This is a genomic window from Sulfurimonas sp. HSL1-2 (assembly GCF_039645565.1).
Taxonomy (GTDB): Bacteria; Campylobacterota; Campylobacteria; order Campylobacterales; family Sulfurimonadaceae; genus Thiomicrolovo; species Thiomicrolovo zhangzhouensis.
Window position 1 is genome coordinate 1,828,416 of record NZ_CP147914.1, and the last position, 15,496, is coordinate 1,843,911.

Sequence of the window (15,496 nt, forward strand, 5' to 3'; positions counted from 1 at the left end):
TTACTGCCTTACTCAATATGAATAAGACTGTAATATTTAATTGTAGTTGCAATACTTACGAAGTAATCTTCATAAATATTTGTTGACTTTAACAATGATAATTCAATGAACGTTTTAGACTCTTATACACTAAGAAGTCTAATATCAGTACTTCTAAAAGTACTCGTATTAGGCTTCGTGGTGGAGAATAGCGGGATCGAACCGCTGACCTCCTGCGTGCAAAGCAGGCGCTCTCCCAGCTGAGCTAATTCCCCACATAGTGATCCTGGTGGGCCTAGGAGGACTTGAACCTCCGACCTCACCCTTATCAGGGGTGCACTCTAACCAGCTGAGCTATAGGCCCCTTCTCGGCATTTCTAATTCAATAGAACACAGATCACTGAAAACTAAGCAAGCAAGCGGACAGACACAATCTGAAATGTGAGATTTTCTCTTCGGGCCACCAAACGAATGGTGCCCGGTTACTCTAGAAAGGAGGTGATCCAACCGCAGGTTCTCCTACGGTTACCTTGTTACGACTTCACCCCAGTCGCTGATTCCACCGTAAGCGGTAGCTACTTTAGCTTCCCGATTTCGGGTGAAATCAACTCCCATGGTGTGACGGGCGGTGAGTACAAGACCCGGGAACGTATTCACCGTAGCTTAGCTGATCTACGATTACTAGTGATTCCAGCTTCATGCACTCGAGTTGCAGAGTACAATCCGAACTGAGAGACGCTTTATGAGATTGGCTCCACCTCGCGGTATCGCAACTCTCTGTACGCCCCATTGTAGCACGTGTGTAGCCCTGGCCGTAAGGGCCATGATGACTTGACGTCGTCCTCACCTTCCTCCTCCTTGCGAAGGCAGTCTCCTTAGAGTGCCCAGCCGAACTGCTGGCAACTAAGGACGAGGGTTGCGCTCGTTGCGGGACTTAACCCAACATCTCACGACACGAGCTGACGACAGCCGTGCAGCACCTGTTTTCAAGCTCCAGTAAACTGGCACTTCCGTATCTCTACAGAATTCTATCAATGTCAAGGCCAGGTAAGGTTCTTCGTGTATCTTCGAATTAAACCACATGCTCCACCACTTGTGCGGGTCCCCGTCTATTCCTTTGAGTTTTAATCTTGCGACCGTACTCCCCAGGCGGAATGCTTAATCTGTTAAGTGCATCACCGAAGTAACGAGTACCCCGACGACTAGCATTCATCGTTTAGGGCGTGGACTACCAGGGTATCTAATCCTGTTTGCTCCCCACGCTTTCACGCCTCAGCGTCAGTTATGTCCCAGCAGATCGCCTTCGCTTTCGGTATTCCTAGTGATATCTACGGATTTTACCCCTACACCACTAATTCCATCTGCCCCTTCCATACTCTAGGTTCCCAGTTTCAAGTGCAGTTCAATGGTTGAGCCATTGGATTTCACACCTGACTTAAAAACCCGCCTACGCGTCCTTTACGCCCAGTGATTCCGAGTAACGCTTGCTCCCTCCGTATTACCGCGGCTGCTGGCACGGAGTTAGCCGGAGCTTATTCATTAGGTACCGTCATTTTCTTCCCTAATAAAAGGAGTTTACACACCGAAATGCGTCATCCTCCACGCGGCGTTGCTGCATCAGGGTTTCCCCCATTGTGCAATATTCCTCACTGCTGCCTCCCGTAGGAGTCTGGTCCGTGTCTCAGTACCAGTGTGGCGGATCATCCTCTCAAACCCGCTATGTGTCATCGCCTTGGTGAGCTCTTACCTCACCAACTAGCTGATACAATATAGGCCGATCCCATAGCGAAAAACTTTCCCTGCGAACAGGAGTATCCGGTATTAATCACGTTTCCAGTGGCTATCCCAGACTATGGGGCACGTAACCTATACATTACTCACCCGTGCGCCACTCGTCAGCAAAGTAGCAAGCTACTTCCTGTTACCGTTCGACTTGCATGTGTTAAGCACGCCGCCAGCGTTCACTCTGAGCCAGGATCAAACTCTCCATAATTGAAAAGACACTTCATAAATGAAGCGATTACTGATCCAGCCCAAGATATAAAATCATTGGCTGTATAGTGTCTATACTTAGTTTCCCAAGTAATAGACGGTTATTGTGTCTTATCTAAGTAAGACTTCCAGACCTTGTCTGTCCATCCCACTTGCTTAGTTTTCAATGATCTCAAACTTTCGCGATCTTCAACCCGAAGTCCCGCTAGATAGGCCTCTTTTCGATGCCTCTCATCGTTTGTGGACGGGAATTATAGGGGATTTCAAAAGCAATGTCAAGAGGTTTTTGACGAAAATTTCATTTTTTTTCAAATTTCTTCAAAACTGCTAATTTATGTAATTCTGTTACTTGTTATTGGTACTGTTTTCGCGGACGGATTTTACTTCCGCAACGGCCGTATAGTCGCTGTCCATCAGCTCGATTTCATCGCCGACGCTTACATTATATAGGGAAACGGGGCGACCCCCTTTAACGACCTGGGCAAACCCTTTCTTGACTTTGCTTTTCGGATCCTGGGCAATCATGTTTGACTGCAGTGCGTTCAGCAGTGACTGCTTCTGGTTTAACAGCATCATCTGTGCCTGACCCAGTCTTACTCCCATCGGCTCTAACAGTCCATCGGCCTGCTTCATCCGATAACTTATGCTCTGATCATACCGCTGCTGCAACTGCACAAGAAGATTCGATTGCTCTTTGATCCTCTGTTCGACAGAGTGTTGTTTATAACGTTCGAACAGATGCAGAACGCTTTGGCTCTCCTTACGTATTTTTTCCCCGATGCGCCGGTCATACTGTTCCTGGAGCCCGTCAAGGCTCATCATCATCTCGTACTGGTCAGGAAGTATCATCTGCATCGCCGCGGAGGGTGTCGGTGCCCGAAGATCGGCAACGAAATCCGTAATCACCCAGTCGATTTCATGCCCGACGGCGGAGACGACAGGCGTCGCAGCCGCAGCGACCGCCCGGGCCAATGCTTCGTCATTGAATCCCCACAGATCTTCCATGCTCCCGCCGCCCCGGCTGAGCACGATCACATCATAACCGGCTTTATCGGCTGCATTCAAAGCGGAGAGCAATGAGAAAGGTGCCTGTTCCCCCTGGACGATACTGTCGTAGACGAAAAGCTCCGTCAGCGGCCAGCGGTGTACCGCGACCCGTTTCATATCCTGGAGCGCTGCTCCCGTGGCGGAGGTGATCAAGGCAATCTTTTTGGGATAGCGCGGCAGTGCTTTTTTCCGCTCGCTGTCGAACAGCCCCTCCTCTGAAAGACGTGCCTTGAGCTGTTCATACGCGAGTGCCAGTGCCCCCTGCCCTGCCGGTTCGATGATCTGGGCATTGATCTGATAACTGCCGCGTGGTTTGTAGAGGGTGATCCCGCCGCGGACGACAACCTTGAGTCCCTCTTCGAGGCGGAAACGCAGATGCGCCGCATTGCCCCGGAACATGACACCGCTGATGGCCGAACCGCTGTCTTTGAGGGTAAAATAGATATGGCCGCTGTTATGATAGGTAATTCGGGAGAGTTCGCCTTCGACGGCGACCTGGACAAAGGTCGTCTCGAGAAGGTTCTTGATCTGTTCGTTGAGGGCCGATACGGAGACCGCCTTCACGCTTTACACCTTCTTGGCGATGATCAGCGTGGAGATGTCCATGGAAAAGCTCTGGATAAAGAGCGGCTCGAAGCCGGCCGCTTCCAGTTCGCCGCGCATCCCCTCCACCGTCAGAAAGCCCTCGATGGAGTTGGGAAGGTATTCGTAGGCTTCTTTGTTCTTGGAGATGAACCCGCCGATCTTCGGCAGAACCTTCGTCATGTAGAAGTCGCGGATTTTTCCCAGGATCGACGGGTGCTCGTTTTTCATGAACTCCAGGATCACCACCATCCCGCCGGGTTTGAGGACCCGGTTGAACTCACGCAGTGCCGCTTCGCGCTCGACAACATTACGGATACCGTAGGAGATACTGAGCATATCCGCCGCATTGTCCTCAACGGGCAGCTCCGTCGCCTTGGAAATGGCGAAATCAAAATCGGGGAACTTCTGCCGTCCGACACCGACCATCCCTTCCGAGGGGTCGACGCCGAGGATCTTCTTCACGCTGATTGATTTCACCGCGGCACGCTGACGCCAGTAATCCATCATGTCCCCGGTGCCGCAGGCGACATCGACGATCAGGTCGAGTTCCGGCCGGTCATAGAACGCAAATGCTTTGTCGCACCCTTTGCGTCGCCAGCTGCGGTCAACTCCCATACTCATGACACGGTTCGCCTTGTCATACGTCGGCGCGATCTCGTCGAACATCGATACGATTTTTTCCTGTCTATCCATTCACCATCCATTGCTTGACATCCTCCCCCGAGCGGGAGAGATGCCTGATTTCAAATTGTTGCGGTTGTTGCAGAAAGCGTATTGTACCACCGCTCGACGGTGCAACAAAACAGAGGTACATGTCACAGCGCGACTGTACCGCATCGAACATCCCGGGACCGCCTTCGACAAGCACATTCCGGTACTGTTCAATCGCGCTGAGATCCGATGCGATCAGCACCTTCCGTCCGGGAACGCTGAACAGCGGTATCGTCCGGTCAAAGTCGTCAGAGTGTGAAAAGATCAGTACGTCCGGGGCTCTGCCGCCAACCAGTCGTGCGTCCAGTGTCGGCCGGTCTGTGCGTACGGTGTTGCCGCCGATGACCAGCAGATCTGACGCATCACGCATCGCATGTACGAAACGGCGCGACGCCTCCCCGCTGATCACTCCGCCGTCGACCGTCCCGTCCAGCCGCTGTGCCCACTTGAAGGTCACAAAAGATTTCGTCTGCCACTGTACGAAGGGAAACAGCAGATCATCCGTCGCTTTGGAAGGAGCGTGTTCTACCCTAATACCCGTTTCATTAAGGATGGACGACCCGCCGGCCGCCTCGGCATTCGGATCCGCCGCAGCGTAGACGACCCGTCCTATTCCGATACCTGCCAGCAGGCGGGCGCATGAGGGGGTTTTACCGTGATGGGCACAGGGTTCAAGGGTCACATGGATCGTACAGGTAGAGAAACAACCGTTGTGATGGGAGAGGAGATAGTCGTGGATCGTACCGGAATCTTTCAATTGCAGAATAGCGGTATCGGAAGTGAGAAGTGAAAAGGCCTGCTGAAGTGCCAGAACTTCCGCATGGGGTCCGCCCGCTTTCTCGTGGGCGGCTACGGAAAGAATTCTACCGGAAGCGTCAGTGACAGCGGCCCCGACGGCAGGGTTGGGGAATGTACACCCCTGGTAAGCCCATGCCGCATCGACGGCCAGCGCCATCGGATCTGGCTGGGCCATCTGCTTTACCACTCGAAGTAGGTTGCAGCCTTGACGACGCTGTCAAAAGGGATCGCTTCCGTTCCCGCCTCAGTTTCGATGGTCAAAGTGCCGTCCTCGCCGACACTTTTCAGCTCGCCGCGCAGTTTCGTCTTATCCTGCAGTGTCAGTTTCACCTTCTCGCCGACAGAGTAACGGAAATGCTCCAGGGTCTTGAGTTTGCGCTCGACCCCGGGAGAGCTCACTTCGAGACGATACTCCCCCTGGACCGGCGGGGTCACGTCCAGCATCGGGGAGATCAGCTTCGTCGCTTCGACGCACTGGTCCATAGTGGTACCGCCCTCGCCGATGACGTTGACACGGTAGATCGTCTCGCTGTTTTCTGTGACGATAGAGGTATCGTACAGGTGCAGGCCAATCGATTCGACCAGGTTCTTGATATCGCTCTCAAGACTCATCGTGCTTATCCCCTTCGATCTGTTTGAAAAGTGCTTCGATCTGCTGCGTCTTCTGGAGCTGATCGTCAAAAACGAATGCCAATTTCGGGCAGCGGTACCACCCCTGGTCTTTCATGCAGTAATCTTCGATCACCGGGCGCGCTTTACGCAGCTGCTTCAAAAAAGCATTGCGCTCCGCTTCACTGTAGTCATGGGGATCGAGGTAGACTTTGGCATCACTGCGCCCCTTCGCGCAGCGGACCTCGATGACGTCGAGTTCATGCAAGCGGGCATCCCCCAGTTGCGAGATTGCCTCAGGGATGAGCTCTTGAAGGATCGCATCCGTGCGTTTAAGCTTGATCTCGGCGGGCGTCACAGCTCTACTTTCTGCTCCACGCGGGTGAAGGTTTCGATGACGTCACCGACCTGCACATCGTCATAGCCGTTGAGGACAACCCCACACTCGTAGCCGTTACCGACCTCTTTGACGTCATCTTTGAAGCGTTTGAGCGATGTCAGATCGCCTTCGTGGATAACGACACCGTCGCGGATGACGCGAACCAGTCCGCCGCGGACCAGTTTGCCGTCGACGACCACACAACCCGCAACCATGCCCTTCGGAATTTTGAAGACTTCACGGACATCGGCCTGGCCGCTGTGCTCTTCGCTGAACTTCGGCGCCATCATACCGGTCAGCATACCCGTAATGTCATCGAGCAACTGGTAGATAATGGTGTAGGTACGGATATCGACACCGCGCTGTTTCGCCAGGGCCTTGACCGCACCCGTCGGGCGGACGTTAAAGCCGAGCAGAACGCTATTCTCCGAGCTGTTTGCGAGCTCGACGTCGTTTTCGGTGATCCCGCCGACGCCCGAGGAGATGATATCGACCTTAACCTCTTCGTTGCGCAGGGCAAGCAGCGCGGTACGGATCGCCTCGAGCGAACCGTGGACATCGGTTTTCAGGATAACCTTGAGGGATTTCAGTTTCCCTTCCGCGATCAGGGCCGTCAGTTCGTCCAGTGAGGTCTTCGTACTGGCGGAGAGCTCTTTCTGGCGTTCGTACTCGGCACGTTTCTGCGCATATTCGCGCGCCTCTTTGTCGCTCGCCATTGCGATCATAACGTCACCGGCTGCCGGGACTTCGTTCAGACCGACAACGACGGCCGTTTCACTTGGGCCCAGGACCTTGATCTGCTGACCCTGATCGTTGATGAGTGAACGGACACGACCGAATGCCTTGCCGCAGACAACATTGTCACCGACACGGAGGGTACCGTTCTGGACGATAACCGTTCCGACGGGACCGCGTCCTTTTTCAACGGAACTCTCGACGACAACCGCTTTGGCCGCAGCATCCGGGTTAGCCGTCAGCTCCATCACTTCCGCCGTCAGGAGGATGTTATCGAGCAGGTCATCGATCCCCAGGCCCGATTTGGCGGAAACCGGCACGAACTCGACGTCACCACCCCAGTCGATCGGGGAAACGTCCTGCTCTGCCATCTGGGCTTTGACCATATCCGGGTTTGCACCCTCTTTGTCCATCTTGTTCACCGCAACGATGATCGGTGCTTCGGACGCTTTGGCATGCTTGATCGCCTCAATGGTCTGCGGTTTGACGCCGTCATCCGCCGCAACGACGATAATAACGATGTCGGTCGCCTGGGCACCGCGTTCGCGCATCGCGCTGAAAGCGGCGTGGCCCGGGGTGTCGATGAAGGTGATCTTCTTGCCCTTCTGCTCGACCGTATAGGCACCGATGTGCTGGGTGATGCCGCCGGCCTCGCCGTGGGCAACACGGGCGTTGCGGATGGCGTCGAGCAGCGAGGTCTTACCGTGGTCGACGTGTCCCATGATCGTGATGACCGGCGGACGCTCTTCGAGGTGCTCTTCAGACTCCGACTCGACGTACTCCTCTTCATAGTTGAAGGCGTTGGTCGGGTCGATCGTCGTGACTTCGACTTCAAACTCTTCGGCGAGGATCTCGATCTCGTCTTTGCCGAGGAAGTCGTTCTTCGTCACCATCATGCCGAGGTTGAAAAGGACCTTGATGACATCGGAAATAGGATGGTTGATCTTCTCGGCGAACTCGTAGACACGGATATCTTCGGGGATCTCAACGTGTGTGACGACTTCCTCCGCACCCTTCTCTTTCGTGTACTTTCTGCGCTTTTTACGGGCGACCTGACGCGGTTTGTTCCCGCCGGCCTTCTTCTGTCCGCCGCCGCGGCCGACCGGTTTCTTCTCACGCGGACGCTGCGGTTCTTCCGGCAGTTTCGGTTTATCCTGCGTCGCTTCGCTCAGGTCAAGCAGTACGACTTCGTCGTCATCGTAATCCATGGAGACATCCGACATGCCGCCGCCGAAGATATCGAGCGACGTGCCGCTGGTTTTGCGCTGCGTCGGCGTTCCCTTCACAGCTTTTTTGGCTTTCTTCTTCTGTGCCAGCTCTTCAAGTACGTCCGCGCCCAGTTTTCCGTAGCTGGAGAGTTTTGTCGTCTCTCTGGAGACCTGTGCAGTCTCCTCGGCGGACGGGCGGTTTTTCTTTTTGATCCGCAGACCGCTGCGCTTGATCGGCGTTACCTCTTTGAGGGCCGGTTCCGTTTTCTGAACGACGGCAGCCGAGACGGGCTTCGGTTTCTTTTCCGCTTCTTTCGCTTCTTCGGCCTCCTCATTTTCAGCAGCCGCTGTTGCAGCTGCTTCGGACGGTGCCTCGGCCGCTTCTTCTTTGGTTTCGGCAGGTGCCGTCGCCTCTTCTTGTGCTTTCGCCGCTTTTTTCACGACGCGGACTTTCGGTTCCGGCGCAGCTGGCGTCGTACCGCTCATGATAAAGTTAGCGATCTTTTCCGCCTCTTCCATGGATACGGAGTTTGAAGCCGTTTTGACACTGTCGAGCCCCATCGCCTGGGCTTTTTCAACGACCTCTTTTGATGCGATACCCAATTCTTTGGCAATCTCGCTTACTCTAACTTTATCTGACATCCGTGATGATCTCCTTTAACTCGTTCAGCAGGCGCTCTGTCTCCCCGCTTTTACATTGGCGGGCGAGCGCTTTGGCAGTCTGTTTTGCAGTGAAACACTCCGGGCACAGATAAAAACTCCGTCCTGTCCCGCTGTAGGGGCGCAGGGAGCGCTCGGCGCATTGCAATCTCAACAGTTGATCCTGTGCTTCCCGTTTCCGGCAGCAGACGCACATGCGAACGGGACCCGAATAATTTTGGCGCATTATATCCAAAGTTTCCTTGAATGAGCGTTTCAGCGTTCCACCGTCAAACCGTTGTTGTCCAGGTTGAGAATTTTAACCGCGAACTGGGGAAAACGCTGTTCGAGCTTTGCAGCCAGTGCTGCTGCATCCTCGTCGTAGCACAGCGAAAAGAACGTCGAACCGCTTCCTGAAAGCGTACTCATCAGTGCTCCCTGTTCATACGCCGCCTTCTGGATCGTGAAAAGCTCCGGCATCATTTTCATCCGCGTTTTCTGGTGGAAACGGTCCTGTGTGGCGATCTTGAGCATCTCCCAATCCTCGTTGAAGAACGCCGCTACCGTCAGCGCCGCGTGCGAGACGTTGAAGACGGCGTTCTCTTTGCTGTAAGACTTCGGAAGCGTCGTACGCGACTTCGCCGTCGAGATCGGCTTGTCCGGGATAACTACGACCGCACGCAGGTAATCGGGCAGGTGTTTTTTCTGCGAGAAGACCTTGTTCTTCTCCACCGTGGCGACGTTGAAACCGCCCATGACCGCCGGCGTGATATTGTCCGGGTGCGATTCGTATACCAGGGCATGGTTCAGGATCCGGCGCTTGGAAACACGCACGCCCGCCGCCTCATGCGCCGTGGCAATGGCACTGACAATCACGGCCGAGGAGCTTCCAAGGCCCCTTGAAAGCGGGATGCTATTGTAAAACTGGAACTTGAAATTCTGTTTTTTGTGCGTCAGGCGCTGATAATGCTCATTGAAGATACTCACGAACATGTTGTTCCCCTTCAGACGGGGGTTGCTTTCACCTTCGCCCTTGATGGAAACGCTGAAAAAACGCGACGGTTTGAATTCGACCCGGTTGCGAAGGTCGACGGAAAGACCGAGGGTGTCGAAACCCGGTCCGAGGTTGGCGCTGGTCGCCGGAACGCTGATAATCAATCGTGCTCCTTAACCGACGGCTCCGATCCCGTAGTACGGCAGGGCATCGTCGGAAAAATCATTGAGATGCAGGTGGGACGGAAGGCTGAAATCCGCCTCAACCGGCGTTTCGAACTTTTGCGTCTTGATTGTATCCGCCATTTTAACGAAATAGAGCTTCCCAACGGCTTTGAGCGGACGGTTCCCGTTGAAGTAAAATGCATCGGCCGCAAGCAGGCGTGAACCCAGAACGATACTGAGGGTTTTGAGGTAGAGGTAAGCGATCTTGATCGCCATGAAGCTGCCGGGCCCCTTGGCATAGACGAGATTGCCGAGGGTGTACTTTTTCAGAATCGTCTCGAAGAGTTCCGGGAGGGAATCGGAGCTCTGCTTCGCACTCTCGTAACGCTCGACGAGCTCCCCGTCTTTGTAGATCCCGACGACGATCGGGGTGGTCAGCGCAATGACGACAGCATCATGCATATGCTTTGGCCATCGCCTTCGCTTCTGCCGTCGCGATCTCGACGACTTCGTAATTCGCGGGGTCTTTGAGCAGCTCGAGGGTCAACTTGTGGTTGAGGTCGTGGCTGCCGGCAAACGCCTCGTACTCCCCGATAAAGTTGATGCCGATCAGCGACATATCCCCGATGGCGTCGAGGATCTTGTGGCGGACGAATTCGTTGCTGTAGCGCAGCCCTTCCGGGTTGAGCACCTTTTTCTCGTCCAGGACGACGGCGTTCTCCAGGCTGCCGCCCAGGGCCAGCCCTTTGGAACGGAGGTACTGCACCTCGTGCAGGAAGCCGAAGGTACGGGCGCGGGCGATCTCCGCCTTGTAGGTTTCACGGCTGAAATCGAGGTCGAAATGCTGTTCGGAAATAACCGGGTGCTTGAACCGGATCGTGAAGTGGTAGCGCAGGTCGTTCGAAGGCATCAGCTTGACGTACTTGTCGCCCTCTTTGATCGTCACTTCCTTCTTGATCCGCATAATACGCTTGGGCGCATCCTGTTCGACCGTTTCCGCCTCATCCAGCAGGAGGCAGAAGCTCGCGCTGGAGCCGTCCATGACGGGAACTTCGTCCGCGTCGACGATAATGCGGAGGTTGTCGATACCATAGGCGTAGACGGCGGAGAGGAGATGCTCGATCGTGGAGATGACGTACCCGTCTTTGCCGATCACCGTCGCCATCTGCGTATCGACGACGTTTTCGGGTTTGAGGGGAATGGAGACGCCGACATCCTTGCGGACGAAGACGATCCCGCTGTCCGCTTCGAGGGGTTCGAGGCGGAGGCGGACCGGAGAGCCTTTGTGCAAGCCGATTCCCACCAGTTCAACCGGTTTTGCGATCGTCGTCTGTTTCATGCGTCCCCCTTAGGTGCAGCTGTTTGTGGCATTATAGCCAATAAACGTGAATAAATTGTGATAAACCCGCGCTCCCGCCCCTTAGCGGCGGCGGTCGATCACCTTCTTCGCCTCTTTGATGACGTCGGTGACATTGAGGCGGATCCACTGCTTGTCCATCCACTCTTCCGGGCGTACTTCGACACCCTGGACCAGGACGCCGAAGTGGAGGTGGTCTCCCATGGCATAACCCGTCATCCCCGTATTGGCGATGTGCGTTCCCGCATCGACGTGTTCGCCCTGGGTGACGTTGACGTTCGAACAGTGGCCGTAAAGCGTATAGAGCCCGAGGCCGTGGGCGAGGATCGGCATATTCCCGTAAATGCCGTTCTCATCGGCAAAAACGATCTCGGAGGGGTTCTGGATCTTGATCTTGCCCATTTTCACGCTGGCGAGGTCAAGCCCCAGGTGCCAGGATTCGCTGACCTTTTCACCGTTGTAGTAGTAGAGACGGTGGTCGCCGAAACTTGCGACCACCTGGCCGTTGCGCAGCGGATAGAAAGGCTGCTGCGCGAAACCGTCGACCTGGGTCTCGCCGACTTTCGAGGTGATGTTATGGATCAGCTCCTCATTCTGGGCCCGCATGGTCTCGTTCACATAGCGAAAACGTTCGATCATGTCGGCATTGGCCGGGGCACCGTACATCTGCGCGAGGTCGGAGACCTTGCCGTTGAGGAAATGGTCGCTGAGCTTGATCTTGGAGACGTGGTACTGCTTCTCCTGGAGGTGCAGCGGGATGTACGCCTTGGCACGGTTGCCCGCGACGTCGGTAGCGATGACATAGGCCCGGAAGCGTTCGGCGGTCACCGGCCACGCGATCAGCGCGACATAGTAGTTTGTCGCATAGAAGGGTTCCGCTTTGAAACGGCGTCCGAAACTCGTCTCGACATAGAGCTCTTCAAGGTTCTCGTCCTCGGCTTCAAAGACGACAAGGGCCGACCCGCCCTGCGTGATCTTGTAGGAGTTGGCAATGATGCCGACTTTAGGACGATGGGCGTCGATCTTCAGGGTCACGCGCTGAACGGCACGGTTACCGGCAAAGAAGTTCCAGCGGCTGGCATCGCGCGCTTCCACTTCCAGGGTCACGACATCGGTCTGTTTGCCGATCGTCCGTGCCGGGACCTGCAGCTCGAACTGCTTCGACATCTCCGGTGTAGGCATCTTCGCCTCGGAGAGGATCGTCTGGTTGCTGCCGCTGATGAGAGTGATCTTGTATTCGAGAATGCCGCTCTGGTCGTCAATGGAGACCTTGAGCGGAGCTTCACCGTTCCAGTAGCCGCTGTTCTCGATACGGATATCCGGGACATCGCGTTCGAACGCATCGGACGTATAGAGGTAGACAGCCCCCCCGATGGTTGCCAGCAGGATGCTCAAAAACATAATCCCGCCGTACCCTTTTTTTCTTCGTCTCATTCCAACTCCTTTTCAATTATGTCAACAACTTTGGCCGTCAAAGCTTCCATGGTCGTTCCGGTCGCCGTAAAGCCCGATGCAAAATGGTGACCGCCCCCGCCGAATGCCGCCGCGATCACGCCGACGTCGATGCCGTCATCCGTACGGAGCGCTGCTTTGAGCGAACCGTCTTCGCGCTCGCAAAGCATCAAAACGACGCTGACCGTCGGCAGTCCGAGGACCTCCTGCAAAACGTCGTCGCAGGCCGTCTCCTCTGCGCCGCTCTGTGCGAACATCTCCCGGGTCACCTGCAGCAGCGCAATACGCGCATCGCTCAGAAGGAAGAGCCCGGAGAGTATCAGCGCCTTCAGGCGCAGGTTCGAAAGCGGCCGGCGCAGAAAAAGTGCCCGGTTGACCGAGGCAACCTCGGCACCGGCCCGGGCAAGTTCCGCAGCCATCTCAAAGACCGATGCATCCGTCCGGCGGCTCATGAACCCCAGGGTATCTTCGGCGATCCCGGCATAAAGCGCCGTCGCCATCTTGGCATTGATTTTGATCCCTTCGGACTTGAACCATGCCATCAGGACGGCCGTGGTACTGGCCGCTTCCTTGTCAATAAGCTTAATATGGCCGAACCCGTCGCTGTTGCTGTGGTGATCGACATTGATCACTGCACACTTCGGCAGGACGCCCAGGCGCTCGGAATCGCCGCAGTCGAACGCAATGGCCAGGTCGGCCGTATCACTCCAGCGTGACGTGATCTTATCCGCCCACGGTAAACAGAACAATCGTTCATCAATGGTTTCACTGGCGCAAAAGAGCGTCACGCGTTTGTGCAGCCGAAGCAGATGGGCGTACATGGCGCATGCGCTGCCCAGGGAATCCGCATCCGGATATACGTGTGCGATGAGTGCGATATGCTCCGCCGCTTCGATCGCTTCGCGCATCAGTCCATTTTCATGGAGAGGTCGATCCAGTTGGCCTGGTGGATCAGGGAACCGGTACTGATGGCATCGACACCCGTGGCCGCATAGGACTCGATCGTTTCGAGGGAGATGTTCCCGCTGGCTTCGAGCTTGATGTAGGGGAAGTTCGTATTTTTGTAGACGACCACTTCACGCAGCTGCACGGGGGTCATGTTGTCGCACATGACGATATCGGCCCGCACGTCCATCGCCTTCTTCGCCATCTCGAAAGTCTCCGCCTCGATCTCGATCTTGGCCGTGTAGGGGATCTTTTTGCGGGCCTCGGCCATAAAAGCGTCGAGGTCCTTGATCGTGCGCAGGTGGGTGTCTTTGAGCATCAGACAGTCATCGAGCCCCATGCGGTGGTTCACCGCCCCGCCGATGCGTGTCGCGTACTTTTCAAAGTTGCGGAGCATCGGGCGCGTTTTGCGCGTATCGAGCAGCTTGGTGCCGTAGGGTTCGATCAGGTCGACGTACTGGCGGGTCAGCGTCGCGATCGAGCTGGCATGCAGCATCATGTTGAGAATCGTGCGTTCGCAGCGCAGGAGGGTATGCGAATCCCCGCTGAAGTGGGCGATCACGTCCCCTTTACTAAAGCGCTCCCCCTCCTTGACGAACCATTTGACATAAATGCTTTCCATCTTTGCCAGGGTGTCGACGTAGAGCACACCGGCCAGGACACCGTCGCTTTTTGCATAGATCTTGGCCGACGCCTCGATAGCCTCCGAGACCCTGGCATAGAGATCCCCGCGGCCGACATCCTCGGCCATCGTCTCTTCGATAAAACGTTCGATATTCACAGCGCCATCATCCGATCAAGGGCAACCTTGGCCCATTTGCGCGTCTCTTCGTCCACGTGGATCTCGTTGATCGGTTCCCCGTCCTCGATCGACTTGAGGGTGTTGTAGAGGTCCTCGAGCGTTGTTTCATTCATCGTCGGGCACTCCGGCTTCGTCGACGAGAGGACGTAGGTGTTCTTGGGGCGCAGGCGGTTGACGAGGTTGAACTCGGTCCCCACCGCGACCTTCTGATCCTCGGGCAGTTCCGCGATATACTTGATCAACTGCGACGTCGAGCCGGTAAAATCGGCTTCGGCGACGATAGAGGGATCGCATTCGGGGTGAACGGCGATGAGGATTCCAGGGTACTTTTTGCGGTAGAAACGGATATCGTCGACGCTGAAGAGCTGGTGCACCGAACAGAAGCCGTCGTAACAGATGATGTCGGCGTCGGCAAGGTTCTCGTCGATCCCGATGACGGCGGATTTGAGCCCCATCATGTTCGCGATGTTCTGCCCCAGGCAGCGGTCAGGCACGAAAAGGATCTTCTTGCCCTCTTTCAGGGCCGTCTCGATGATCATCTTCGCGTTGGAGCTCGTGCAGACCATCCCGCCCATTTTGCCGACCTTGGCCTTGACATCCGCGTTGGAGTTGATGTAGGTGATCGGCAGGATGTTCTCTTTGGCGATTCCCGCCGCTTCCATTTTCTTGACGGATTCGTCGTAGTAGAGACTGTCGATCATCCGGGCCATGGCACAGCAGGCGATCTTGGGCATGACGACCCTTTTCTCCGGGCTGAGCACTTTGACGCTCTGGCCCATGAATCCGACCCCGCAGAAGACGACAAACTCGCTGTCGTCCGCCATCGTCTTCTTGGCCAGTTCCAGCGAGTCGCCGGTAATATCGCCCATTTCAAAGACTTCGTCGCGCTGGTAGAAGTGTGCGACGACCGTGACGCTCAGCTTCTCCTTGAGCGCGCGGATCTTCGCTTTGAGTTCTTCGGTGTTATCCGTCAAATCATCTCCCCTCTTTGTCTGGTATCGGGCCGCCGCCAGCGGTGCGCCGCCCGGAATATTAATGGAATTATAACCAAAGCGTCGTTACCATATCCCTTATAATTCATATCTACTCTCAAGGGCCCG

14 protein-coding genes, 2 tRNA genes and 1 rRNA gene are annotated in these 15,496 nt (G+C 55.5%); all 17 read right to left on the reverse strand.

What is annotated here, in order from left to right; all coding sequences use genetic code 11:
• Positions 1 to 178: 178 nt before the first annotated feature.
• The 17 genes from WCX18_RS09395 to nadA all read right to left on the reverse strand — a co-directional run bounded on the left by WCX18_RS09395 (position 179) and on the right by nadA (position 15,370).
• A tRNA-Ala gene (locus tag WCX18_RS09395) sits at positions 179 to 254 on the reverse strand.
• Positions 255 to 266: 12 nt separating this feature from the next.
• A tRNA-Ile gene (locus tag WCX18_RS09400) sits at positions 267 to 343 on the reverse strand.
• Between the two features lie 127 nt (positions 344 to 470).
• A 16S ribosomal RNA gene (locus WCX18_RS09405) occupies positions 471 to 1,972 on the reverse strand.
• A 344-nt stretch (positions 1,973 to 2,316) separates the two neighbouring features.
• Positions 2,317 to 3,582: an exodeoxyribonuclease VII large subunit gene (xseA, locus tag WCX18_RS09410; protein ID WP_345987336.1), complete on the reverse strand. Its 1,266-nt coding sequence runs from the start codon at positions 3,580 to 3,582 to the stop codon at positions 2,317 to 2,319.
• A 3-nt stretch (positions 3,583 to 3,585) separates the two neighbouring features.
• On the reverse strand, positions 3,586 to 4,296 hold the full coding sequence (ubiE, locus tag WCX18_RS09415) for a bifunctional demethylmenaquinone methyltransferase/2-methoxy-6-polyprenyl-1,4-benzoquinol methylase UbiE (protein WP_345987337.1): 711 nt from the start codon (positions 4,294 to 4,296) through the stop codon (positions 3,586 to 3,588).
• Complete coding sequence (ribD, locus tag WCX18_RS09420; protein ID WP_345987338.1) at positions 4,289 to 5,287, reverse strand: bifunctional diaminohydroxyphosphoribosylaminopyrimidine deaminase/5-amino-6-(5-phosphoribosylamino)uracil reductase RibD; 999 nt, start codon at positions 5,285 to 5,287, stop codon at positions 4,289 to 4,291. The genes ubiE and ribD overlap by 8 nt, the downstream gene beginning before the upstream one ends.
• Before the next feature lie 5 nt (positions 5,288 to 5,292).
• Entirely contained in the window at positions 5,293 to 5,724 is a 432-nt protein-coding gene (locus WCX18_RS09425) for a ribosome maturation factor RimP (protein ID WP_345987339.1), read from the reverse strand.
• Entirely contained in the window at positions 5,714 to 6,079 is a 366-nt protein-coding gene (rbfA, locus tag WCX18_RS09430) for a 30S ribosome-binding factor RbfA (RefSeq protein ID WP_345987340.1), read from the reverse strand. The genes WCX18_RS09425 and rbfA overlap by 11 nt, the downstream gene beginning before the upstream one ends.
• The gene (gene infB, locus WCX18_RS09435; protein WP_345987341.1) at positions 6,076 to 8,685 is read right to left on the reverse strand and encodes a translation initiation factor IF-2; all 2,610 of its coding nucleotides are present in this window, start codon (positions 8,683 to 8,685) and stop codon (positions 6,076 to 6,078) included. The genes rbfA and infB overlap by 4 nt, the downstream gene beginning before the upstream one ends.
• Positions 8,675 to 8,929, reverse strand: coding sequence for a DUF448 domain-containing protein (locus WCX18_RS09440; protein WP_345987342.1), 255 nt, complete (start codon positions 8,927 to 8,929; stop codon positions 8,675 to 8,677). The genes infB and WCX18_RS09440 overlap by 11 nt, the downstream gene beginning before the upstream one ends.
• Before the next feature lie 29 nt (positions 8,930 to 8,958).
• Positions 8,959 to 9,840, reverse strand: coding sequence for a homoserine kinase (gene thrB, locus WCX18_RS09445; RefSeq protein WP_345987343.1), 882 nt, complete (start codon positions 9,838 to 9,840; stop codon positions 8,959 to 8,961).
• Positions 9,841 to 9,849: 9 nt separating this feature from the next.
• Positions 9,850 to 10,302: a hypothetical protein gene (locus WCX18_RS09450; RefSeq protein WP_345987344.1), complete on the reverse strand. Its 453-nt coding sequence runs from the start codon at positions 10,300 to 10,302 to the stop codon at positions 9,850 to 9,852.
• Complete coding sequence (gene lpxC / locus WCX18_RS09455) at positions 10,295 to 11,179, reverse strand: UDP-3-O-acyl-N-acetylglucosamine deacetylase (protein ID WP_345987345.1); 885 nt, start codon at positions 11,177 to 11,179, stop codon at positions 10,295 to 10,297. Before lpxC ends, WCX18_RS09450 begins: the two co-directional genes overlap by 8 nt.
• An 81-nt stretch (positions 11,180 to 11,260) precedes the next feature.
• Positions 11,261 to 12,631 (reverse strand): M23 family metallopeptidase, encoded by a 1,371-nt coding sequence (locus tag WCX18_RS09460; RefSeq protein ID WP_345987346.1) that lies wholly within the window; start codon positions 12,629 to 12,631, stop codon positions 11,261 to 11,263.
• Positions 12,628 to 13,557 carry a DHH family phosphoesterase gene (locus tag WCX18_RS09465; protein ID WP_345987347.1) on the reverse strand — a complete coding sequence of 310 codons (930 nt, stop codon included), beginning with the start codon at positions 13,555 to 13,557 and terminating at the stop codon, positions 12,628 to 12,630. Before WCX18_RS09465 ends, WCX18_RS09460 begins: the two co-directional genes overlap by 4 nt.
• Positions 13,557 to 14,375: a carboxylating nicotinate-nucleotide diphosphorylase gene (gene nadC / locus WCX18_RS09470; RefSeq protein WP_345987348.1), complete on the reverse strand. Its 819-nt coding sequence runs from the start codon at positions 14,373 to 14,375 to the stop codon at positions 13,557 to 13,559. Before nadC ends, WCX18_RS09465 begins: the two co-directional genes overlap by 1 nt.
• A complete protein-coding gene (gene nadA / locus WCX18_RS09475; RefSeq protein ID WP_345987349.1) occupies positions 14,372 to 15,370 on the reverse strand; it encodes a quinolinate synthase NadA in 999 nt (332 codons plus the stop codon). The genes nadC and nadA overlap by 4 nt, the downstream gene beginning before the upstream one ends.
• Positions 15,371 to 15,496 lie beyond the last annotated feature (126 nt).